Genomic DNA, 20,860 nt, shown 5'->3' on the forward strand with positions numbered 1-20,860 from the left:
CCGCCCCGAAGCGATGTGGGCCGGCGCCTACTTCTTGCCGCGTCCGCCCATCATGTCGAGCACGTTCATCGTCATGCCGTTGGACATCACCATGTCGCCCGGCTTCTGGCCCGGCTTGCAGGGGCCGACCCATTTGGCGTCCATGACGCTGGTGCCTTCGGTGCGCCCCATCAGCGGCGGGCTGTAGGTCGACTTGCTCTCCATGCGGTAGCTCGAGCTGAAATCGCCCGTCATCACGGCGCGCGAGGTGGCGGTGGTGGTGCCGATCTTGCAGACCGAGTCCATGACCAGCTTGCCGCTCTCGATGCGCAGGTCCTGCTTGGCGCACATGTCCTTGCCCATGCCCTGCCCCATGTCGCGCAGCGCCTTGTCGCTGGCCGCGTCGATGCATTGCTGGATGGTCTGGTCGGCCGCCTTGCCGGTGGTGCCGTCGCCGGTCTTGATTTCCCAGAGACCGGGCTTGCGCGCCGGGTAGTCGATGGCAAAGGCGGAACCGGCAGCGATGGTGCCGGCGACCATGCAGGCCACGGCAACGGAGGAACGGATCTTCATGACGGGCTCCGCATTCGGTAGACGACGATCCCGCTTTGTACCGTCCGCACCGCCACGGCGGAATACCGCAATCGGCCTACGCCGTGCGGGCTTGCGGCGGTGGCGCCACGGCGCCGCGCTCGCGAGAGGCGAAGCCGAGCGCGAGGCCCAGCGCCAGCCCGCCGAGCACGTCGATCAGCACATGCTGGCGCACCGCCATCGTCGAATACACGATGGCCACGGCCCATGCCACGTTGAAGAGGCGCAGCCATGCCGGCGCTGCAGCGTCGCGCAACTGGCGCGCGAGCACGATGCAGGCGAACACCGAGAACGACACGTGCAGCGACGGGAAGGCATTGCCGGCGGAGTCGACGGTCTTCAGGAAATGCAGCGAGGTGCCCGGCGTGGCATCGATGGTGAAGTTCGGAATCGCCGTGGGCATGAACCAGAAGACGGCCAGCGCGAAGGCCGTCATCGCCGCGCAGCCGAAGGAGAAGCTCCAGAGCTCGCGCCTGTCCTTCGCCAGCAACACGGGCAATGCGATGTAGCCCCAGAGCGAAAGATAAATGGGAAGGACCGCCGGCCAGAACGCGATCAGCCGGTCGAACGCGGTGAGCGGCAGCACCCAGGCCTGGCCCGCGTTCTTCATGATCCAGAAGTACAGCGGAAAGAAACCGATGGTGGCGACGGTGTTGCCCACCAGCTTGAGCGGCCACAGCGTCTTGCAGCGCAGCCACAGGGCGCGCAGCCATCGCGTTGAAGAAGAATCGTCGGAAGAGGGATGCGTCATGGATGCCGATGGCAACGCGGCATGGCCTCGCGGGTGCGAGGCCGGCGCGTCACCAGGGCGTCCACTTTAATTGGCTTTGGGCCGAAGCCACCGTGCGTTCGATGAAGCGCACGCCGCGCGCGCCGTCTTCCACGCGCGGATAGTCCGCCGCGATCGGATCGGCCGCCTGGCCCGCGAGCCGCGCGCGGATGTCCGCCGCCACGCCCGCGTAGATATTGGCGAAGGCCTCGATGAAGCCTTCGGGGTGCCCCGTCGGCAGCCGGCTTGCACGCCGCGCCGCTTCGCACAGCCAAGGCCCGCCGCGCGTGAAGATGCGCTTGGGACCGTCGTGCGGCAAGTGCACGAGCTGGCTCGGCTGTTCCTGGTGCCATTCGAGCGTGCCCAGCGCGCCGGAGATGCGCAGGCGCAGGTCGTTCTCGAGACCCGTGCTGATCTGCGAAGCGATCAGCACGCCGCGCGCGCCGCCCTTGAAGCGCAGCAGCAGGCTGCCGTCGTCGTCGAGCATGCGGCCCGGCACATGCGCGGTGAGGTCGGCGCAGAGGCTTTCGATTTCGAGGCCCGTGATGCTTGCGACAAGGTTCTCGGCATGCGAGCCGATGTCGCCGATGGCGCCGGCCGCGCCGCTGCGCGCGGGGTCGGTGCGCCAGTCGGCCTGCTTGTTGCTGCCGCTGCCCTCGACGTGGCTCGCGAGCCAGCCCTGGTTGTATTCGACGACGATCTTGCGGATGTCGCCGAGTTGGCCCGAGCGCACCATCTCGCGCGCCTGCCGCACCATCGGGTAACCGGTGTAGTTGTAGGTGACGCCGAACACCGTGCCCTGCTTCGCGACGGTGGCGACCAGCGCATCGGCCTGGTCACGCGTGTGCACCAGTGGCTTGTCGCACACGACGTGGAAGCCCGCGTCGGCGAAGGCCTGCGCGACCGGAAAGTGCACATGGTTAGGCGTGACGATCGAGACGAAATCGATGCGTTGGTCCGCCGGGCGCTGGAGCTCGTCGGCCAGGAGCGTCTGCCAGTTGCCGTGGTTGCGGTCGTCGGCCAGGCCCAGGTCGCGGCCCGAGGCGCGCGCCTTATCGGGGCTGGACGAAAGCGCACCCGCGACGAATTCGATCTGGCCGTCCAGCGCCATGGCCTTGCGGTGCACGGCGCCAATGAAGGCGTCGCGGCCGCCGCCGACCATGGCGTAGCGGAGCTTGCGAAGAGGTGTGTCGGTCATGTCGAAGCGTTCCTGGAAGCTGTCCCTCTCCCCTAGGGGAGAGGGAGCGAGACGCCTTTAGAACGGCGAGTTCGGGTGGTAGAAATCTTTTGCGTTTTCCTTGGTGATCAACACCGAAGGAATGATCGTCGTCGCCGGCAGCTTCTCGCCCTTCAGGCGCGCTTCAGCGGTGAGCTTGATCGCGTCGTAGATGAACTTGGGCGAGTAGCTCACGTCGGCGCCGATGCGCTTGTCCTTGCCGTCCATGATGGTCTTGACCATGTCCTTGGCGCCCGCGCCGCCGAACACGATCTTGATGTCGTCGCGCTTGGCCTGCGAAATCGCCTTGAGTACGCCCACGGCCATGTCGTCATCGGCGGCCCAGATGGCGTCGATCTGCTTGAAGCGCGTGAGGTAGTCCTGCGTGACCTTGAAGGCGTCGTCGCGGTTCCAGTTGGCGTACTTGGCATCGAGCAGCTTGATGTCGGGGCTGCCCTTGAGCACCGCATTGAAGGCGTCCATGCGTTCGTTGTCCAGCGTGGTGGCAATGCCGCGCAGCGCGACCACGTTGCCCTTGCCGCCGAGTTGCTTGACGATGTATTCGGCGGGGATCTTGCCGAAGGCGGTGTTGTCGCCGGCCACGTACGCGTCCTGCGCGCTGGTGTCGGTGAGGCCGCGGTCGACCACGGTGACGTACGCGCCCTTGGCCTTGACCTGCGCGACCGGCTTGGTCAGCGCGGCCGATTCGAACGGGAACACGACCAGTGCGTTGATCTTGGTGACCGTCGACAGATCCTGCAGCTGGTTGGCCTGCTCGGGCGCGTTGGCCGCGGTCTTGATCGTGATCTTCAGGTCCTTGTGTTCCTTCTCCAGGTCTTTCTTCGCCTGGTTGGCCCAGTAGTTGATGCCGCCCATGAAGCTGTGCGTGGCCGCAGGAATCGAAACGCCGAGGTTGACCTTTTCGGCGGCGAGCGCGGGCAGGCTGGCGAACGCCGCGGCAGCGACGGCCGTGAGTGCGATGCGACGGGTGAAAGTTGTCATGCTGGATGTCTCCTCTTGGTGGGTGGAATGAAACGGGAAGGAACTAGCGACGTCCGCGCTGCAGGAACGCGACGATGATGATCACGAAGCCCTGGACAGCCGCGTTCAGGTACACGCTGATGATGCTGGTGAGGTTCAGGATGTTGCTGATGACCGAGAGCAGGATCGCGCCCACCACCGTGCCGGTGATGCTGCCCGCGCCGCCCTTCAACGCCGTGCCGCCGACGATCACCGCGGCGATCGCCTCGAGCTCCCACAGGAGGCCCGTGGTCGGCGAGGCCGAGCCGAGGCGCGGCACGTACAGCAGCGTCGCGATGCCCACGCAGACGCCGAGCAGCACGTAGGTCATGATCTTCACGCGGTCCACATCGACCGCCGCGTAGCGCGCCACCTGCTCGTTCGATCCGATGGCCTGCACGTAGCGACCGTAGGCCGTGCGGTTCAAGATGACGCCGCCGATGATCGCGACGATCACGAACACCCACACCGGCACCGGAATGCCCGCGAGGCTCGCGTAGTACACGGGCGCGTAGAGGTCCGACAGGTCGTTGTCGAGCGTGAGCGCGCCGCCATCGGCAAAGTACGTGAGGTACGCGCGAAAGATGCCCAGCGTGCCCAGCGTCACGATGAAGGGCTCGATGCGCCCCTTGGTGATCAGCAGGCCGTGTGCGAGGCCGAACACCGCGCCCAGCACCACCGCGAGCACCGCGCCCATCACCACCGCCAGCATCGGCGAGCCCGAGGCGGGGCCGGCCCAGTTGATGAACATGATCACGCTGCCCGCGATGAGCGCGGCCATCGAGCCCACCGACAAATCGATGCCGCCAGAGATGATCACGAAGCACATGCCCACCGCGATGATGCCGATGAAGGCCGTGCGCGTGAGCACGTTCATCGCGTTGTCGACGGTGGCGAAGTCGCCGTTGAGCAGCGTGCCTGCGATGCACAGCAGCACGAGGCCGATGACCGGGCCGAGGCCGTGCAGACGTTCGGTCCAGCGCGGCTTGGCCTCGCTGCGGTGCGCAGCGGCTGCCGCGCCTTCAGGCTGCGACGGGGGAGTTTGCTGTTCCGGTGGCATGAGCGATGAGCTCCTCTTCAGTCAAATGGTCCGCGTCCAGCGTGGCGACGAGCTTGCCTGCGCGCATCACCGCGACGCGATGGCACAGGCCGATCAGTTCCATCAGCTCCGACGAGACGACGATCACCGCGAGCCCTTCGCGGGCGAGTCGCTGGATCAGGAAATAGATATCGCGCTTGGCGCCCACGTCGACACCGCGCGTGGGCTCGTCGAGCACCACCACCTTGGGCTGCGGCTGCAGCACCTTGGCGAGCGCGAGCTTCTGCTGGTTGCCGCCCGAAAGCGACGAGGCCTTGACGTCGAGCGAGCCGGTGCGGATGCCGTAGTCCTTCACCGCCTCGGCCAGCGCGCCGCGCTCGCCCTCGGGCTGCAGCCACGGCTTGGCATAGCGCTCCAGTGCCATCAGCGTGAGGTTCTGGCGGAGGCCGAAGTTGACGTGCAGGCCCTTGCCCTTGCGGTCTTCGCTGAGGTACGTGAGGCCGTTCTTGGCGGCATCGCGCGGATTGCGCCAGCCCTTGTTGTGGGGCACGGGCTCGCCGAGCATCTCGATGCTGCCGCTCGCGGGGCGCAGGCCGAGGAGGCCTTCGAACAGTTCGGTGCGGCCGGCGCCAACGAGGCCTGCGAAGCCGAGGATCTCGCCGGGGCGCACCTCGAAGCTCGCGTCCTGCGCCCAGCCGGGCACGGTGAAGTTGCGCACGCGCATGGCGGGTGTATCGGCGGCCACGACGAGGTCGCGCGGCGGGTAGAGGTCGGCGAGTTCTCGGCCCACCATCAAGTTGGCCATCTGGTGGCGTGTGACATCGGGCGTGAGCGCACGGGCAACGAAGCGGCCGTCGCGCATCACGATCACCTCGTCGGTCACCTGCTCCACTTCGTCGAGCTTGTGCGAGATGTAGACGATGGTCACGCCATCGGCACGCAACTGCGCGATGAGCTTGAACAGGCGCTCGGTCTCGCCGGGCGTGAGCGTGGCGGTGGGCTCGTCCATGATCAACAGGCGCGCGCGGCGGGCGATGGCCTTGGCGATCTCGACGAGCTGCTTCTCGGCGACGATGAGCTTGCGCACCTTGGTGCGCGGATCGACCTGCAGGCCGACGGCGGTGAGCGCTGCTGCGGCGTCGCGCTCCATCGAGGTGTCGTCGAGCAGCCAGCCTTTTTTCTTTTCGTGGCCGAGGAAGATGTTCTGCGCGACGCTCAGGTCTTCGGCGAGGTTGAACTCCTGGTGGATCAGCACGATGCCCAGCGCCTCGGCATCGCGCGAACTCGCGAACTGCTGCGGCTGTCCGTTGATGCGCAACGTGCCGCCGGTGAGCTGTTCGTAGCCCGCGAGGATCTTCATCAGCGTGGACTTGCCCGCGCCGTTCTCGCCGAGGAGGCCGTACACGTGGCCGGGCGCGAGCGCGAAGCTCACGCCGTGCAGCACCTGCACGGGGCCGAAGGCCTTCACCACGCCGTCGAACTCGACGGCGACGCTGCCCTTGACGTTTTCCGCTGCACTCATGGCGCCACTCCGCGAACTTTCAGGGTCTCGTGCATCGCGAGAACACCGGCACCGATCAAGCCGCCCTGCGTGCCGAGCGGCGTGTACTGGATCTCCAGGTGCCGCGTGGAGAGCGCGAGCGAGCGCTGGTACACGCTCTGCCGCACGGCCGCGAGGAACAGCGGCCCGATGCGCGTGATGCCGCCGCCGATGAACACGTGCGACGGATTGAAGAAATTGACCACCGACGCGAGCATCTGCCCGATCAGGCTCCCCGCGCGCTGGATGATGCCGTTGGCCGCGGTGTCGCCGCCGCGGCTGGCCTGGCCCACGTCGATCGCGTCGATGCGGCCGTGCACGCGCAGGCATTCGGCCAGCACCTCGCTCTCGCCCGCCTCGGCCGCCTGCATCGCCATGCGCGTGATCGCGGGGCCTGCGGCCATGGCCTCGACGCAGCCGAGGTTGCCGCAATGGCAGCGCGGGCCTTCCTGGTCGACGCAGATGTGGCCCACGTCGCCGGCCGAGCCCGCGGCGCCGCGGTACACCTCGCCATGGCAGACGATGCCGCAGCCGATGCCGGTGCCGATCTTGATGACGAGAAAGTTGGTGAGCGAGCGCTTGAGGCGCCACAACTCGCCGAGCGCCATGAGGTTCACGTCGTTGTCGACGAAAACCGGCGCGGCGTAGTCTTCGCGCAGGTAATCGCGGATCGAGAAGCTGTCCCACGCCGGCATGAGCGGCGGGTTCACGAGCTGGCCGATCTCGAAGTTGACGGGACCGGGTACGCCGATGCCGATGCCCAGCACGTTCTTGGCGCTGTGGCCGCAACGGGCGAGCAGTTCGCGCATCAGCGTGCGGACGCGGGCGAGGACGACCGCAGGGCCGTCGCGCACGTCGGCAGGTTCGTCATGCTGTGCGAGCACGGTGAGGTCGGGGCGCAGCACCGCCACGTCGAGGCTGGTGGCGCCGATGTCGATGCCGATGAGCACGCCGAGGCCGGCATGCAGCTGGAGGTTTTCGGCGCGACGGCCGCCGGAGGAACGTTGCAGGCCGGCTTCGGCCAGCAGGCCCTGGTCGACGAGCCCGGCGATCAGCGCGTTGGCCTTGCTCTTGGAAAAGCCCAGCTGTTCGGCCATGGCGTGGCGCGAGCCGCCGGCCGACCAGAAGGTCGTTTCCAGCAACCGCATTTCATCCGCAGTGATGCCACTCCAGGGTGCCACGCGCTTGTCTCCGTGTTCTTTTGTCTTGCCGCCCCGAAAGCCTTCGGCCGCCGGGCGAACGCGAATACTAGGGGTGGAGCTTCAGCCGGACAAGGTCGAACTTCGACCAAGTTCAGATCGAAGATGACTTGAGGCACACGTCCAGACGCAAAAAAGCCGCCCGAAGGCGGCTTTTCGTGGGAAGAAGCGCAGTGTGGCGCTTACTTCTTCTGGCGGTACTTGCGCAGCGCAGCGATCTGCGCGGCCATCACGGCCAATTCGGATTGCGCCATCGCAATGTCGATGTCGCTCTTCGCGTTCTTGAGCGCTTCCTCGGCCGCGGCCTTGGCCACGTTGGCCTTCTCGTCGTCGAGGTCCTTGCCGCGGATCGCGGTGTCGGACAGCACGGTGACGGCGTTCGGCTGCACTTCGAGAATGCCGCCGGCCACGAAGACGAACTCTTCGCCGCCGTCGGCCGTTTCGATGCGCACGGCACCGGGGCGGATGCGCGTGATCAGCGGGGTGTGGCGCGGATAGATGCCGAGCTCACCGGCTTCACCGGGCAGCGCGACGAACTTGGCTTCGCCCGAGAAGATCGACTCTTCCGCGCTGACCACGTCGACGTGAATGGTGTTTGCCATCTGAGTTCCTATCTATGCCGCCTCAAGCGACCTTCTTGGCTTTTTCGAACGCTTCGTCGATCGTGCCCACCATGTAGAACGCTTGTTCCGGCAGGTGGTCGGCTTCGCCGTTCACGATCATCTTGAAACCACGGATGGTTTCGGCCAGCGGCACGTACTTGCCGGGCGAGCCGGTGAACACTTCGGCCACGTGGAACGGCTGCGACAGGAAACGCTGGATCTTGCGGGCGCGGGCCACGGCGAGCTTGTCGTCGGGAGCCAGTTCGTCCATGCCCAGAATCGCGATGATGTCGCGCAGCTCCTTGTAGCGCTGCAGCGTGCCTTGCACGGCGCGGGCCACGTTGTAGTGCTCTTCGCCGACCACGTTCGGGTCGAGCTGGCGCGAGGTCGAGTCCAGCGGGTCCACGGCGGGGTAGATACCGAGCGAGGCGATGTCACGCGACAACACCACGGTCGAGTCCAAGTGGGCGAAGGTGGTAGCGGGCGACGGGTCGGTCAAGTCGTCGGCTGGCACGTACACGGCCTGGATCGAGGTGATCGAGCCGACCTTGGTCGAGGTGATCCGCTCTTGCAGGCGGCCCATTTCCTCGGCCAGCGTGGGCTGGTAGCCCACGGCGGAAGGCATACGGCCCAGCAGCGCCGACACTTCGGTACCGGCCAGCGTGTAGCGGTAGATGTTGTCCACGAAGAACAGCACGTCACGGCCTTCGTCGCGGAACGACTCGGCGATGGTCAGGCCGGTCAGCGCCACGCGCAGACGGTTGCCCGGGGGTTCGTTCATCTGGCCGTAGACCATGGCCACCTTCGACTCGGGGAGGTTGTCCAGGTTCACCACGCCGGAGTCGGCCATCTCGTGATAGAAGTCGTTGCCTTCGCGGGTACGTTCACCCACACCGGCGAACACCGACAGGCCCGAGTGAGCCTTGGCGATGTTGTTGATAAGTTCCATCATGTTCACGGTCTTGCCCACGCCGGCGCCGCCGAACAGGCCCACCTTGCCGCCCTTGGCGAACGGGCACACCAGGTCGATCACCTTGATGCCGGTTTCCAGCAGGTCTTGCGACGGCGACAGTTCGTCGTACGCGGGAGCCTTGCGGTGGATGGAGGCGGTGAGGTCCTGGCTCACTTCGCCGCGCTCGTCGATCGGACGGCCAAGCACGTCCATGATGCGGCCGAGCGTGGCCTTGCCGACGGGCACCGTGATGGGTGCACCGGTGTTGGTGACGATCAGGCCGCGGCGCAGGCCGTCGGACGAGCCCAGTGCGATGGTGCGCACCACGCCGTCGCCCAGCTGCTGCTGAACTTCGAGGGTCAGTCCGCCGCCTTCGAATTTCAAGGCGTCATACACCTTGGGCATCTGGTCACGCGGGAACTCCACGTCGACCACGGCGCCGATACATTGGACAATTTTTCCTTCAGCCATGGCGTTTCCTTCTGGATGGATCTCAATAAATTTGCGACAGGTTCTTGCAGAAGCGTCCTGGTGCCAAAACGGGCCGCTTTTGCAAGAATGCCGGACGGGCCGGCACCCTTGAACTACTTCTTCAGATCAGCACTTCATGGCCGTCGCTTGTGCAGCGAAAGCGTCCGAAGCGGCCTTGCAGGCCTGGCCCAGGGCAGCCTTGTCGGCGCCCATCGAAGCCCAGGTGGCCTTGGTCTGGTCGAGGCTGGCCTTCATCGCATCGGCGGCAGCACCGCTTTGTGCGCCCACGCAGGTCTGGACCTTCGTCAGGTAGTCGTTGCACTCTTGCGGCAGGTCCGCGGCCGATGCCGTCGGGGCTGCGGCAGCAGGTGCTGCTGCGGCCGGTGCCGATGCCGGAGCGGCAGGAGCGGGCGCAGGTGCGGCGGCAGGAGCCGGAGCAGCAGCGGGCGCTTCTTCCTTCTTGGAGCAAGCAGTCAGAGCGGCAGCAACAGCCACCAGAACGAGAAGTTTCTTCATGTGCGCAAAGTCCCCTAAAAAGTAGGCCTGTGTTGTCGGACGCGCAGAGCGCGCCCGTTCGGCAATGTGGCCCGTTGCACTGCCTCTATCAAACGCCGGCGGCTGCAGCCGCGCCCGACACGATTTCCGACAGCTCTTTCGTGATGCCGGCTTGGCGGGTCTTGTTGTAGACCAGTTTCAGCTCGCTGATCACGTTGCCTGCGTTGTCGGTGGCAGCCTTCATGGCCACCATCCGCGCCGAATGCTCGGACGCCATGTTCTCGGCCACGGCCTGGTAGACCAGCGACTCCACATAGCGAACCAGCAACTCGTCGATCACGCTTTGCGCATCGGGCTCGTAGATGTAGTCCCACGAATGCTGGCCTTCCTCGACTTTCAGCGAGTCTGCGGCCAGCGGCAGCAGCTGCTCGACGAGCGGCTCCTGCTTGATCGTGTTGATGAACTTCGTGTAGCACAGGTACACGGCCGAGAGCTTGCCTTCCGCGTAAGCGTCGAGCAGGGTCTTGACCGGGCCGATGAGCTTGTCCAGGTGCGGCGTGTCGCCCAGGTGGGTGACATGCGCGACCACGCGGGCGCCGATGCGGTTCAGGAAGCCCAGGCCCTTGCTGCCGATGGCGACCGACTCGATGGCCACGCCAGCGGACTGCGCTTCGCGCAGCTTGGTCGTCACGGCGCGCAGCAGGTTGGTGTTCAAGCCACCGCACAGCCCCTTGTCGCTCGTCACGATGATGAAGCCGATCGCCTTGGCGTCGCTCTTCTTCATGAATGCGTGCGTGTACTCGGGGTTCGCCTTGCCGAGGTTGGCCGCGATGTTGCGGATCTTCTCGCTGTAGGGGCGGGCGGCACGCATGCGCTCTTGCGCCTTGCGCATCTTGGAAACCGAGACCATTTCCATGGCCTTGGTGATCTTCTTGGTGTTTTCCACCGATTTGATCTTGCCGCGGATTTCCTTACCAGCTGCCATATGAACTCCTTCTTGCGTCGGTCAAGGGGTCGATCAGGCGAACGACTTCTTGAACGAGGTGGCGGCTGCCAGCAGTTCGGCTTCGGCGTCCTGGCAAACCTTCTTGAAGGCTTGCTTTTCAGCGCTGTCGTCCGGCTTGGCGGGCTTCACGTCCCACTTGGCGCCATTCTTTTCCATGGTCTCGAGCAGGGCAGCGTGGCTCGTCTTCAGCAGCTGGTGGAAGCCGTGTTCGAACGAGAGCACCTTCTTGACGTCGATGTCGTCCATGAAGCCCTTGTTCACTGCGAACAGCGTGGCATTCATCAACGAGATCGGCAGCGGGCTGTACTGGGTCTGCTTGAGCAGTTCCGTCACGCGCGCACCGCGGTCGAGTTGCTTGCGGGTCGCTTCGTCGAGGTCGGAAGCGAACTGCGCGAACGCGGCCAGTTCACGGTACTGGGCCAGGTCGGTACGGATACCGCCCGACTGGTTCTTGATCAGGTTGGTCTGCGCCGACGAACCCACGCGCGACACCGAGATACCGGCGTTGATGGCGGGACGGATGCCGGCGTTGAACAGGCTGGTTTCCAGGAAGATCTGGCCGTCGGTGATCGAGATCACGTTGGTCGGAACGAAGGCGGACACGTCGCCGGCTTGCGTTTCGATGATGGGCAGTGCCGTCAGCGAACCGGTCTTGCCCTTGACTTCACCCTTGGTGAAGGCTTCGACGTAGTCAGCGTTCACGCGGGCTGCGCGCTCGAGCAGGCGGCTGTGGAGATAGAACACGTCGCCGGGGTACGCTTCGCGGCCTGGCGGGCGGCGCAGCAGCAGCGACACCTGACGGTAGGCCACGGCTTGCTTGGACAGGTCGTCATAGACGATCAGCGCGTCCTGGCCGCGGTCGCGGAAGTATTCGCCCATGGTGCAGCCCGAGTAGGCCGACACGTACTGCATGGCCGCCGATTCGGAGGCCGATGCGGCCACCACGATGGTGTAGTCCATCGCGCCGGCTTGTTCGAGGGAGCGCACCACGTTCTTGATCGACGAAGCCTTCTGGCCGATCGCAACGTAGACGCAGGTCATGTTCTGACCCTTCTGGTTGATGATCGCATCGATCGCCACGGCCGTCTTGCCGGTCTGGCGGTCGCCGATGATCAGCTCGCGCTGGCCACGGCCGACGGGCACCATCGAGTCGATGGACTTCAGGCCGGTCTGCATCGGCTGGTCGACGGACTTCCGTGCGATCACGCCCGGAGCGACCTTTTCGATCACGTCGGTCATCTTGGCGTTGATCGGACCCTTGCCGTCGATCGGCTGGCCCAGTGCGTTCACCACGCGGCCGATGAGTTCGGGGCCGACCGGCACTTCCAGAATGCGGCCCGTGCACTTGACGGTGTCGCCTTCGGAGATGTGCTCGTACTCGCCCAGAATCACGGCGCCGACCGAGTCGCGCTCAAGGTTCAGCGCGAGGCCGAACGACGGCGTGCCGTCTGCCGTGGGCGGGAATTCAAGCATTTCGCCTTGCATCGCGTCGGACAGGCCGTGCACGCGCACGATGCCGTCGGTCACCGAAACCACGGTGCCCTCGTTGCGGATGTTGGCGCCGACCCCGAGGCCCTCGATGCGGCTCTTGATCAGTTCGGAAATTTCTGCGGGATTGAGTTGCATGACTCTTTCCTTCTTTCTTTGTAAGGCGATGGAGACCGTCAGGCCGCCAGCGCAACTTTCATTTGTTCAAGGCGCGCTTTGACGGAGGTGTCGAGCACCTCGTCGCCGACCACCACACGAATGCCGCCGATCAGTTCCGGATCCTGCTGGACCGTGACCTGCAGCTTGCGGCCGAAACGCTTTTCGAGCGCAGCCGACACGTTGGCCAGAGCCGCGGCATCGATCGGGAAGGCGCTGTAGACCACGGCGTCGGACGAACCGCTCTTCACGTTGGCCAGTGCCCGGAACTGCTTCGCAATTTCCGGCAGCACCGAAAAACGCCCGTTCTCCAGGAGCGCGCCCAGGAAGTTCTGGGCGTGAGCGGCCAACGGCGCACCGAAGGCACCGGCGACCACACCGAGAACCTGCTCGGCCGTGGCCTTGGGGTTGTCGGCGAATTGCTGGAGCTCGGGGTTGGCCGCGATGGCGGCAACCTTTTCGAGCCAGGCGCTGGTTGCGGCAACGTCGGACGACGAGGCCTTGAAAAGCGCCTCGGCGTAGGGACGTGCAATGGTGGCGAGTTCTGCCATGGCTTCTATCAGAGTTCGGTCTGCAGACGGGCGAGCAAATCGGCGTGGACGCCTGCATTCACTTCCTTGCGCAGAATCTGCTCTGCGCCCTTGACGGCCAGTGCGGCAACCTGCTCGCGCAGGGCTTCACGGGCCTTCAGTGCCTGCTGGTCGGCTTCGACGCGGGCAGCAGCAACGATCTTGTTGCCTTCTTCGGTCGCACGGGCCTTGGCCTCTTCAACGATGGCCTGGGCGCGACGTTCGGCATCAGCAAGACGTTGTGCGGACTCATTGCGTGCCTGGCCGAGTTCGGCTTCCACGCGCTTGTTGGCGGCGGACAGCTCGGACTTGGCCTTGTCGGCGGCAGCGAGGCCTTCGGCGATCTTCGCAGCGCGGTCGTCCAGCGCCTTCGCGATCGGCGGCCACACGAACTTCATCGTGAACCCGACCAGGATCAGGAACACGATCATCTGAACGATCAGGGTACCGGTAATGCTCACTTTTCACCCTCTCTTTGGGATTGAATGCGAAGCCATTCCACAGAGGGGAACGACGACACGGGTCCGACGAGAAAGACTTACTTCGGCAGGTTGGCGATTTGCGCCAGGAACGGGTTGGCCGTTGCGAACCACAGGGCGATACCGGTGCCGATAATGAAAGCAGCGTCGATCAGACCGGCCAGCAGGAACATCTTGGTTTGGAGTTCGCCCATGAGTTCAGGCTGACGTGCGGCCGACTCGAGGTACTTGCTGCCCATGATGCCGATGCCGATACATGCGCCCACAGCGCCCAGACCGATGATCAGGCCGGCGGCCAGTGCAACAAAGCTAATAACTTCCATGATGACTCCTAGAGGACTTTGGTTGAAGAGAAAACGAAAAACAGAAACGAAACCGGGTGATCAGCGCGATCAGTGGTGATCGTGGGCCTGGCCGATGTAGACCAGCGTCAGCATCATGAACACGAAGGCTTGCAACGTGATGATCAGGATGTGGAAGATGGCCCAGGCCGTGCCCGCGATGATGTGGCCGATCGCCAGACCGATGCCGGTGGCCGACAGCGACCAGGCACCACCCATCAGGGCGATCAGCAGGAAGATCAGTTCGCCAGCGTACATGTTGCCGAACAACCGCATGCCGTGCGAGACGGTCTTTGCGATGAATTCGATCATCTGCATGGCGAAGTTGAAGGGGTACAGCGCCCAGTGATTGCCGAAGGGTGCGGTGAACAGCTCGTGGATCCAGCCGCCAGCGCCCTTGATCTTGATGTTGTAGTAGATGCAGATCAGCAGCACCGCCACCGACATGCCCATCGTCACCGAGAGGTCGGCCGTGGGCACGACGCGCAGGTAGGCGTGGTGCGGATCGGCGCCGGCGATGCCGAAGATCTTGGCCCAGATGGCCGGGAACAAATCGACCGGGAACAGGTCCATTGCGTTCAGCAGGAAGATCCAGACGAAGATGGTGAGTGCCAATGGAGCGACAAACTTGCGGCTCGTGGCGTTGTGCACGATGCCCTTGGCTTGCTGGTCGACCATTTCGACCAGGAGCTCGACGGCGGCCTGGAAGCGGCCCGGAACGCCCGACGTGGCCTTGCGTGCAGCCAGCCAGAGCAACCAGCAACCCAGGATGCCCAGGGAGATGGAGAAAAACAGCGAATCGAAGTTGAAGACCGAAAGATCGGCCACACCTGCAGGCTTGGAGCTTTGCAGATGCGTCAAGTGGTGAACGATGTATTCACCAGCGGTCTGACCATGTTCCGCAGCGTTTTCAGCAGCCATTCCGTTACTCGTCTCGTTGTTGCCGGCGCCGGGGCGAGAACATCACCGCCAACCAGGCCGCCTTCATTGTCACCACCAAGCCGACCAGCATTGCAGGCCAGCTCAGCGCCGTTATCAGCCTTGGCGCGGCGATCAGCATCGCCACGGACAAGGCCATCTTGACCATTTCCCAGAGGAAGAACCCAAACACCGCAGTGCCCGGATTCAGGGAAGAGAACCTGCCGGTCAACCCGCGTGCGAACACCGCCGCCGGAATGACCACTGCGATCGCGCCGTAAGCGGCGGACCAACCCAGATTTTGCCTCCCCGTCAGTCCCCAGATGGCCAAAGCCACCACCAGACCGACAACCAACTGACCCGCGACCACCCGCCAAGGGGAGACCGAAGGGTTCTTTGCTCGCAGTTCACGCGCCTCATCGGCGGTCAACGGCTTGAATTCTGCGTCGAGGTCTTCAGTGACCTCCGAGTCCTGTCGGGCGATTGTTTTCATTTCGAATGAAGCCCGGATGACGACCCAGAATTTCTACAAAGCCATTGATTATAAGTAAAAACCCAGCCACTCCCGCCACATCCGCGTCACGATTGCGAATCGATGGCCACAAGACCTGACGTGAACCCGACTCGGCGCACGCAACCATAATTCCTTCATGCACCCTATCACCGACGCCCTGCCCGCCACGCTCTGCTACCTCGATGGCGAGTACACCGCCCTGCGCGACGCGAAGATCAGCGTCCTGGATCGCGGCTTCATTTTCGGCGATGGCATCTACGAATTCGTTCCCGCGTACCACGGCCAGCCCTTCTGCTTCGAGGAGCACATGGCGCGGCTCGATCGATCGCTGGCCGAGCTGCAGATTGTCAATCCGCTCTCCCTCGCCCAGTGGCGCGAGATCCTGATGCGCCTGATCGCGCCAGGCGGCAACGCACCGCAAGCCGTCTACTTCCAGGTCACCCGCGGCGTCGCGCCGCGCGACCACGCCATGGTCAAGGGCCTCAAGCCCACCGTCTTCGTGATGGTGAATCCACTCCCGCCCGTCTCCGACGCGGTGCGCGCCAAGGGTGTGGCCTGCGTCACCGCAGACGACTTCCGCTGGCAGAAAGCCCACATCAAGAGCACCAGCCTCCTGGGCGCCGTGCTCTCCCGGCAGATCAGCGTCGAGGCTGGCGCGGCCGAGACCGTCATGTTCCGCGGCGACTCGCTCAGCGAAGCCTCGTCGAGCAACGTGTGGATCGTGAAGGACGGCGTGCTCATCGGCCCGCCCAAGGACAACCTCGTGCTCACAGGCATCCGCTATGGCCTGCTTGAGCGCCTTTGCCAGGAAGGCGGCATTCCCTTCGCACTGCGCCGCGTGTCGCGCGACGAAGTGTTCGGTGCCGACGAGCTCATCCTTTCCTCGGCCAGCAAGGAAGTGCTGCCTGTCGTCACGCTCGACGGCAAGACCATTGGCAACGGCCATCCCGGCCCCATCTACAAGAGCTTGTATGCCGCCTACCAACAGGCCAAGCAACGCAACGCTGAAAAGCAAGGAGCCACTGCATGACCGAGAACACCACCGACGACGCAGTCACCACGCCCATTCCCGATCCGCGCAAGGAATCGCTGATCGAGTACCCCTCGCAGTTTCCGATCAAGGTCATGGGCGCCAAGACCGATGGCCTGGTGCACGCGATCACGCAGATCGCCGAGCAATTCGACCCGACCTTCGACGCCACCACAGTCGAGCTGCGCGACAGCAAGGCGGGCAATTACCTCGGCGTGACGATCACCGTCACCGCCACCAGCCGCGAGCAGCTCGACGATCTCTATCGCGCGCTCTCGGGGCATCCGTCGGTCAAGGTCGTTCTTTGATTTGAACTGAGCCCCGGATGACGACGGTCGCAGAACTCTCGGCGAACACCGCCATCGCCCCGCAATGGCTGCGCCGCGTCGACTACGCCAGCACCTTCGCGGCGATGAAGCAGTTCACGCTGGAACGCTCGGCCGAGACGGCAGACACGCTGTGGATCTGCGAGCACGCCCCCGTGTTCACGCAAGGTGTTGCCGGCAAGCAGGACCACATCCTGAATCCCGGTGACATCCCCGTGGTGCAGACCGACCGCGGCGGCCAGGTCACCTTCCACGGCCCGGGCCAGGTGGTGGCCTATCCGCTGATCGACCTGCGCCGCGCCGGCTACTTCGTCAAGGAATACGTCTACCGCATCGAGGAATCGGTGCTGCGCACGCTCGCGCATTTCGGCGTGACCGGCCACCGCGTGCCGGGCGCGCCGGGCATCTACGTGCGGCTGGACGACCCGTTCTCGCATGCGGCGCTGACCGGCCCGCTGCCCGCCGGCGACCCGTTCCGCGGCCTCGGCAAGATCGCCGCGCTGGGCATCAAGGTGAGTCGCCACGCCACCTATCACGGCGTGGCGCTCAACGTCGACATGGACCTCGAACCCTTCTCGCGCATCAACCCTTGCGGCTACGCGGGGCTGCAAACGGTCGACCTTTCTACAATCGGCATCCAAACCACATGGGAAGAAGCCGCCACGGTGCTGAGCCAGAAGCTCTGCACTTTCCTGGCGCCTTGACATACCAATGAGCACCACCGAAGTCGTCCGCGACGCGCAAAGCGCCGAAACCTACAACCCCCTGGCCAAGCAGAAGGCCGCGGCCAAGCTCTCGCGCATCCCCGTCAAGGTGGTGCAGACCGGCGAAGTGCTCAAGAAGCCCGAATGGATTCGCGTGAAGGCCGGCAGCCCCACCACGCGCTTCTACGAGATCAAGCAAATCCTGCGCGAGAGCAACCTGCACACCGTCTGCGAAGAAGCCTCGTGCCCGAACATCGGCGAATGCTTCGGCAACGGCACGGCCACCTTCATGATCATGGGCGACAAGTGCACTCGCCGCTGCCCGTTCTGCGACGTGGGCCACGGCCGCCCCGACCCGCTGGACAAGGACGAGCCCCTCAACCTCGCCAAGACCATCGCCAAGCTGCGCCTGAAGTACGTGGTGATCACGAGCGTCGATCGCGACGACCTGCGCGACGGCGGCAGCCAGCATTTCGTCGATTGCATCCAGAACATCCGCGAGCTCTCGCCGATGACGCAGATCGAGATCCTCGTGCCCGACTTCCGCGGCCGCGACGACCGCGCCCTGGAGATCCTGAAGGCCGCGCCGCCGGACGTGATGAACCACAACCTGGAAACCGCGCCGCGCCTCTATAAAGAAGCGCGCCCCGGCAGCGACTACCAGTTCAGCCTGAACCTCCTGAAGAAGTTCAAGGCACTCCACCCGAACGTGCCGACCAAGAGCGGCATCATGGTGGGCCTCGGCGAAACCGACGAAGAGATCCTGCAGGTGATGCGCGACATGCGCGCCCACGACATCGACATGCTGACCATCGGCCAGTACTTGTCACCGTCGGGCTCGCACCTGCCGGTGCGGCGCTATGTGCACCCGGACACCTTCAAGATGTTCGAGGAAGAGGCCTACAAGATGGGCTTCAGCCATGCGGCTGTGGGGGCGATGGTGCGGTCGAGTTATCACGCGGATCAGCAGGCGCACGCGGCTGGGGTGTGAGGCGGCATCGTCCGCCGCTGGCGCGACTCGATCAAGCGCGCCGATAGCTCGGCCTGTGGCTTGATGCGGCCGCAGGGCATTCAGACAGACGCCCGATAGCGGAGCCTGCATCAGGTCACACGCTCGTTCGATTCGCGCGTGCCCAATCTGCCAGATCCTTCGGAGCAGATGGGTCGTCGCCCTCATCGCTCTGCAGTTGCAGACCCAGTGCCTCGGAGGCAGCATCGAAACGCGTGAAGTAGGGCATCGCGTCTTCTGGTAGCGCGAGCTCACCGGGCGTGTTGCCAATGTGGTAGCCCAGTCGGGGCACGCGGATCGACTTGAGTACGCGGTTCAACCAAACATAACGAGGTGGCAGGCGATCGTCCATGTGACCGGGCTCTGGATACTGCCCCACGTGAATGGATACGCCGCCGTTGTAGGGTTCGACAGTGGATGAGTCGGCCGGGAGTTGATCGCGCAAGCGCTCCAACCCGCCAAGCCTTTCGCCCCAATCGTCGTTCAGAAAATTGAGCCAGTGGGCGCCGGTGATGCCTCTGACCTTCTGTTCGTCTGACGAGTACAGGTGACCAAGCTGGATGGCCGCGCACGCTCGCGGTGTCCTGCACGCTGCCCGCCGCCCGCTCCTGCGCCAGCGTCGAAATCAGCAGGCCTTCTCCCGCGCGCGTGACCACCCACGCATCCGAGCGCAGCTCGGCACCGGTGCCGCGCCACGCACCGCGGTTGCTCTCATCGGGCGACTGCGCATTGAGGTGCCCCAGGGTCAGCTGGCTCGCCGCATGCGAGCTCGCAAGCCGCGTGCGCACCTGGCCGGGCGCATCGTCCGCGATCCACTGGTTGTAGCCGCTGCCGTCGAGCGCGCGGCTGTGCCAGCCCGAGAGCACGCCCGCATGGTTGGCCGACGAGTCGGCGCCCGCCGACCACGGCGGCAGGTCCTGTCCGTTGTAGAGCTGCTGGCTCACCACCGGCCGGTCGATGTCGCCTTCGATGAACGACACCAGCACCTCCGAGCCGACGCGCGATTTGTCATGAATCGATGGCCCGAAGCGCCGCCCCGCGAACGCCACAAACCAATTTGCCTTAAAGCTTCAGACCTTGGCCGAAGACTGATCGATGTCCCATTGCCAAAAAGTGGCGCCGTACTGACTGCCTTCAATGACAGGCATGACTTCGCCAGCTTTGAAGTAGCGGCGACTGGCGACCTTGGCGGGTGTAATCCACCAGCCCGATTTGGAACACAGGCCCCCACCTTCGACACGATCCGGGCTCGCTGGCGATTGCGCCACCGATGCAGCAGATGGGGTGTTGCTTTCATCGACTTCAAGCTGGCGTCCCAGCGCATCCGAAGCTACGTCGAAACGCGTGAGATACGGCAAGACGTCCTCCTGCGAAGCGAGCTCGCCCGGCGTGTTGCCTCGGTGATAGCTAATGTCGGCAACGCGGATCGGCTTGAGCACTCGATTCAGCCAGACATAGCGGGGCGGCAGGCCATCGTTCTTGTGGCCGGGTTCGGGGTAGGGCCCGGCCTGAATAAAGATGCCGCCATCGTATGGTTCGACCGTGAAAGAGTCGGCCGGGAGTTGATCGCGCAGGTGTTCCAGTCCACCAAGCTTTTCAATCCAATCGGTGCTCAGGAAGTTGAGCCAGTGGGCGCCGGTAATGCCCTTGGGTTTTTGATCGTAGAACGAATACAACCCATTGAGCTGCGCGCTCGGCACGTCGATGTCTACTCCGCTAAAAATCTTAGACATCTGCGCCTCGGTCCGACGCGTTGTGCTTTCCTCGTTGTAGGTTCTCAGGAAGCCGAGGCCTCCGTAAGCCTGATTGGGTTTCAGACGAGAGGCGCAGCGTTTGATCAAGGCGACGAAGTCGGTCAGTCGACCGTTAGCAATGAATTCTCTTGGGGCCTGAAGGCGGAGATAGGCAAATTGGGTCGGAAGTTCGGGGGCGCTATAGACAGGGAAAGCTGCCAAGTCAAAGAGGTACTCGCTCGCATCGTCGTCGTGCACTCCGCCGCTGCCGTAGTACTGATAGCTTGCGAAATGGGCCGGGACATTCAAAATTTCATCAATCGGCGGCACCTTTTCGGTCGGCACTCGATAGGAAGGAACTGACGACCCTGGCCCCATGAGGTCATACACCCATCGCCAGTTCTTGATACCGACCACCTTCCAGTAGTCATGCCAGCATTCGATCAAGGCGCGACGGACAGCCTCGTTCGAGGTCACCATTGGATGTGTGTGTTCGAAGTACAGCGTTGCATACAGCCCGATGCGATGCTCCACGAACTTCTTGTCGTCGCGCCACAGTTCCGCATAAGGCTCGACGCGCTCAAGTCGTTTCAAGTAGGTTTCGGTTGGCATGTTTGAGTCTCCTCAAGGGGCTGCGACGGCCGCGCGAAGGCCGGGGGCAGGCTCGTTGGCCGGAAGATGCGTCCGCGTCGCCCTTTCTCTCCTATTGAGCCA

23 protein-coding genes and 1 pseudogene are annotated in these 20,860 nt (G+C 64.3%); 4 read left to right on the plus strand and 20 right to left on the minus strand.

Annotated features, from left to right (window positions below):
- Nucleotides 1–27: 27 nt before the first annotated feature.
- From ACSFA7_RS08365 to ACSFA7_RS08445, 17 genes are all read right to left on the minus strand, one after another.
- A complete protein-coding gene (locus ACSFA7_RS08365; RefSeq protein ID WP_435498976.1) occupies nt 28–552 on the minus strand; it encodes a DUF3617 domain-containing protein in 525 nt (174 codons plus the stop codon).
- A 76-nt stretch (nt 553–628) separates the two neighbouring features.
- Nucleotides 629–1,321 (minus strand): phosphatase PAP2 family protein, encoded by a 693-nt coding sequence (locus ACSFA7_RS08370; protein ID WP_435498977.1) that lies wholly within the window; start codon nt 1,319–1,321, stop codon nt 629–631.
- 49 nt (nt 1,322–1,370) lie between these two features.
- Nucleotides 1,371–2,537 carry a Gfo/Idh/MocA family protein gene (locus ACSFA7_RS08375; protein WP_435498978.1) on the minus strand — a complete coding sequence of 389 codons (1,167 nt, stop codon included), beginning with the start codon at nt 2,535–2,537 and terminating at the stop codon, nt 1,371–1,373.
- Between the two features lie 57 nt (nt 2,538–2,594).
- Nucleotides 2,595–3,557 (minus strand): substrate-binding domain-containing protein, encoded by a 963-nt coding sequence (locus tag ACSFA7_RS08380; RefSeq protein WP_176662058.1) that lies wholly within the window; start codon nt 3,555–3,557, stop codon nt 2,595–2,597.
- Between the two features lie 43 nt (nt 3,558–3,600).
- Nucleotides 3,601–4,635 carry an ABC transporter permease gene (locus ACSFA7_RS08385; RefSeq protein ID WP_435498979.1) on the minus strand — a complete coding sequence of 345 codons (1,035 nt, stop codon included), beginning with the start codon at nt 4,633–4,635 and terminating at the stop codon, nt 3,601–3,603.
- Entirely contained in the window at nt 4,598–6,136 is a 1,539-nt protein-coding gene (locus tag ACSFA7_RS08390) for a sugar ABC transporter ATP-binding protein (RefSeq protein WP_435498980.1), read from the minus strand. The genes ACSFA7_RS08385 and ACSFA7_RS08390 overlap by 38 nt, the downstream gene beginning before the upstream one ends.
- On the minus strand, nt 6,133–7,302 hold the full coding sequence (locus ACSFA7_RS08395) for an ROK family protein (RefSeq protein ID WP_435499554.1): 1,170 nt from the start codon (nt 7,300–7,302) through the stop codon (nt 6,133–6,135). Before ACSFA7_RS08395 ends, ACSFA7_RS08390 begins: the two co-directional genes overlap by 4 nt.
- A 233-nt stretch (nt 7,303–7,535) precedes the next feature.
- Nucleotides 7,536–7,955, minus strand: a complete 420-nt coding sequence (locus ACSFA7_RS08400) for a F0F1 ATP synthase subunit epsilon (protein ID WP_013543863.1) — start codon at nt 7,953–7,955, stop codon at nt 7,536–7,538.
- A 22-nt stretch (nt 7,956–7,977) separates the two neighbouring features.
- A complete protein-coding gene (gene atpD, locus ACSFA7_RS08405) occupies nt 7,978–9,378 on the minus strand; it encodes a F0F1 ATP synthase subunit beta (RefSeq protein WP_042577550.1) in 1,401 nt (466 codons plus the stop codon).
- A gap of 126 nt (nt 9,379–9,504) precedes the next feature.
- Complete coding sequence (locus ACSFA7_RS08410) at nt 9,505–9,894, minus strand: hypothetical protein (RefSeq protein WP_041943073.1); 390 nt, start codon at nt 9,892–9,894, stop codon at nt 9,505–9,507.
- An 88-nt stretch (nt 9,895–9,982) separates the two neighbouring features.
- Nucleotides 9,983–10,858, minus strand: a complete 876-nt coding sequence (atpG, locus tag ACSFA7_RS08415; protein ID WP_042577548.1) for a F0F1 ATP synthase subunit gamma — start codon at nt 10,856–10,858, stop codon at nt 9,983–9,985.
- Nucleotides 10,859–10,891: 33 nt separating this feature from the next.
- Nucleotides 10,892–12,505 carry a F0F1 ATP synthase subunit alpha gene (gene atpA, locus ACSFA7_RS08420; protein ID WP_435498981.1) on the minus strand — a complete coding sequence of 538 codons (1,614 nt, stop codon included), beginning with the start codon at nt 12,503–12,505 and terminating at the stop codon, nt 10,892–10,894.
- A 38-nt stretch (nt 12,506–12,543) separates the two neighbouring features.
- Nucleotides 12,544–13,074, minus strand: a complete 531-nt coding sequence (locus tag ACSFA7_RS08425) for a F0F1 ATP synthase subunit delta (RefSeq protein ID WP_206175910.1) — start codon at nt 13,072–13,074, stop codon at nt 12,544–12,546.
- Between the two features lie 8 nt (nt 13,075–13,082).
- On the minus strand, nt 13,083–13,553 hold the full coding sequence (locus ACSFA7_RS08430; protein ID WP_007830193.1) for a F0F1 ATP synthase subunit B: 471 nt from the start codon (nt 13,551–13,553) through the stop codon (nt 13,083–13,085).
- A 77-nt stretch (nt 13,554–13,630) separates the two neighbouring features.
- A complete protein-coding gene (gene atpE, locus ACSFA7_RS08435; protein ID WP_007830191.1) occupies nt 13,631–13,894 on the minus strand; it encodes a F0F1 ATP synthase subunit C in 264 nt (87 codons plus the stop codon).
- Nucleotides 13,895–13,963: 69 nt separating this feature from the next.
- Nucleotides 13,964–14,833 carry a F0F1 ATP synthase subunit A gene (gene atpB / locus ACSFA7_RS08440; protein ID WP_176662066.1) on the minus strand — a complete coding sequence of 290 codons (870 nt, stop codon included), beginning with the start codon at nt 14,831–14,833 and terminating at the stop codon, nt 13,964–13,966.
- A gap of 4 nt (nt 14,834–14,837) precedes the next feature.
- Nucleotides 14,838–15,323 carry an ATP synthase subunit I gene (locus tag ACSFA7_RS08445; RefSeq protein WP_435498982.1) on the minus strand — a complete coding sequence of 162 codons (486 nt, stop codon included), beginning with the start codon at nt 15,321–15,323 and terminating at the stop codon, nt 14,838–14,840.
- A 157-nt stretch (nt 15,324–15,480) separates the two neighbouring features.
- Here ACSFA7_RS08445 and ACSFA7_RS08450 point away from each other — a divergent pair, with 157 nt between their 5' ends.
- From ACSFA7_RS08450 to lipA, 4 genes are read left to right on the plus strand one after another with little or no spacing between them, the layout of a single operon-like run.
- Complete coding sequence (locus ACSFA7_RS08450; protein ID WP_435498983.1) at nt 15,481–16,374, plus strand: D-amino acid aminotransferase; 894 nt, start codon at nt 15,481–15,483, stop codon at nt 16,372–16,374.
- The gene (locus tag ACSFA7_RS08455) at nt 16,371–16,682 is read left to right on the plus strand and encodes a YbeD family protein (RefSeq protein ID WP_206175913.1); all 312 of its coding nucleotides are present in this window, start codon (nt 16,371–16,373) and stop codon (nt 16,680–16,682) included. Before ACSFA7_RS08450 ends, ACSFA7_RS08455 begins: the two co-directional genes overlap by 4 nt.
- Before the next feature lie 17 nt (nt 16,683–16,699).
- Entirely contained in the window at nt 16,700–17,404 is a 705-nt protein-coding gene (gene lipB, locus ACSFA7_RS08460; protein ID WP_435498984.1) for a lipoyl(octanoyl) transferase LipB, read from the plus strand.
- Between the two features lie 7 nt (nt 17,405–17,411).
- A complete protein-coding gene (gene lipA, locus ACSFA7_RS08465; protein WP_206175915.1) occupies nt 17,412–18,395 on the plus strand; it encodes a lipoyl synthase in 984 nt (327 codons plus the stop codon).
- A 115-nt stretch (nt 18,396–18,510) separates the two neighbouring features.
- Here lipA and ACSFA7_RS08470 read toward each other — a convergent pair whose 3' ends face one another.
- The 3 genes and pseudogenes from ACSFA7_RS08470 to ACSFA7_RS08480 all read right to left on the minus strand — a co-directional run bounded on the left by ACSFA7_RS08470 (nt 18,511) and on the right by ACSFA7_RS08480 (nt 20,758).
- A complete protein-coding gene (locus ACSFA7_RS08470; RefSeq protein WP_435499555.1) occupies nt 18,511–18,975 on the minus strand; it encodes a type VI immunity family protein in 465 nt (154 codons plus the stop codon).
- 22 nt (nt 18,976–18,997) lie between these two features.
- Nucleotides 18,998–19,462 (minus strand): annotated as a pseudogene (locus ACSFA7_RS08475) (type VI secretion system Vgr family protein); the annotation flags it as partial.
- 21 nt (nt 19,463–19,483) lie between these two features.
- A complete protein-coding gene (locus ACSFA7_RS08480; protein ID WP_435498985.1) occupies nt 19,484–20,758 on the minus strand; it encodes a type VI immunity family protein in 1,275 nt (424 codons plus the stop codon).
- Nucleotides 20,759–20,860: the final 102 nt, after the last annotated feature.

Origin of the sequence: Variovorax trehalosi, from assembly GCF_051216415.1 — a bacterium.
Classification (GTDB): Bacteria; Pseudomonadota; Gammaproteobacteria; order Burkholderiales; family Burkholderiaceae_C; genus Variovorax.

Coding starts and splice junctions, on each gene's coding strand:
- ACSFA7_RS08365 (WP_435498976.1), bottom strand. CDS start 552: ATGAAGATCCGTTCCTCCGTTGCCGTGGCCTGCATGGTCGCCGGCACC.
- ACSFA7_RS08370 (WP_435498977.1), bottom strand. CDS start 1,321: ATGACGCATCCCTCTTCCGACGATTCTTCTTCAACGCGATGGCTGCGC.
- ACSFA7_RS08375 (WP_435498978.1), bottom strand. CDS start 2,537: ATGACCGACACACCTCTTCGCAAGCTCCGCTACGCCATGGTCGGCGGC.
- ACSFA7_RS08380 (WP_176662058.1), bottom strand. CDS start 3,557: ATGACAACTTTCACCCGTCGCATCGCACTCACGGCCGTCGCTGCCGCG.
- ACSFA7_RS08385 (WP_435498979.1), bottom strand. CDS start 4,635: ATGCCACCGGAACAGCAAACTCCCCCGTCGCAGCCTGAAGGCGCGGCA.
- ACSFA7_RS08390 (WP_435498980.1), bottom strand. CDS start 6,136: ATGAGTGCAGCGGAAAACGTCAAGGGCAGCGTCGCCGTCGAGTTCGAC.
- ACSFA7_RS08395 (WP_435499554.1), bottom strand. CDS start 7,302: ATGCGGTTGCTGGAAACGACCTTCTGGTCGGCCGGCGGCTCGCGCCAC.
- ACSFA7_RS08400 (WP_013543863.1), bottom strand. CDS start 7,955: ATGGCAAACACCATTCACGTCGACGTGGTCAGCGCGGAAGAGTCGATC.
- atpD (WP_042577550.1), bottom strand. CDS start 9,378: ATGGCTGAAGGAAAAATTGTCCAATGTATCGGCGCCGTGGTCGACGTG.
- ACSFA7_RS08410 (WP_041943073.1), bottom strand. CDS start 9,894: ATGAAGAAACTTCTCGTTCTGGTGGCTGTTGCTGCCGCTCTGACTGCT.
- atpG (WP_042577548.1), bottom strand. CDS start 10,858: ATGGCAGCTGGTAAGGAAATCCGCGGCAAGATCAAATCGGTGGAAAAC.
- atpA (WP_435498981.1), bottom strand. CDS start 12,505: ATGCAACTCAATCCCGCAGAAATTTCCGAACTGATCAAGAGCCGCATC.
- ACSFA7_RS08425 (WP_206175910.1), bottom strand. CDS start 13,074: ATGGCAGAACTCGCCACCATTGCACGTCCCTACGCCGAGGCGCTTTTC.
- atpE (WP_007830191.1), bottom strand. CDS start 13,894: ATGGAAGTTATTAGCTTTGTTGCACTGGCCGCCGGCCTGATCATCGGT.
- atpB (WP_176662066.1), bottom strand. CDS start 14,833: ATGGCTGCTGAAAACGCTGCGGAACATGGTCAGACCGCTGGTGAATAC.
- ACSFA7_RS08445 (WP_435498982.1), bottom strand. CDS start 15,323: ATGAAAACAATCGCCCGACAGGACTCGGAGGTCACTGAAGACCTCGAC.
- ACSFA7_RS08450 (WP_435498983.1), top strand. CDS start 15,481: ATGCACCCTATCACCGACGCCCTGCCCGCCACGCTCTGCTACCTCGAT.
- ACSFA7_RS08455 (WP_206175913.1), top strand. CDS start 16,371: ATGACCGAGAACACCACCGACGACGCAGTCACCACGCCCATTCCCGAT.
- lipB (WP_435498984.1), top strand. CDS start 16,700: ATGACGACGGTCGCAGAACTCTCGGCGAACACCGCCATCGCCCCGCAA.
- lipA (WP_206175915.1), top strand. CDS start 17,412: ATGAGCACCACCGAAGTCGTCCGCGACGCGCAAAGCGCCGAAACCTAC.
- ACSFA7_RS08480 (WP_435498985.1), bottom strand. CDS start 20,758: ATGCCAACCGAAACCTACTTGAAACGACTTGAGCGCGTCGAGCCTTAT.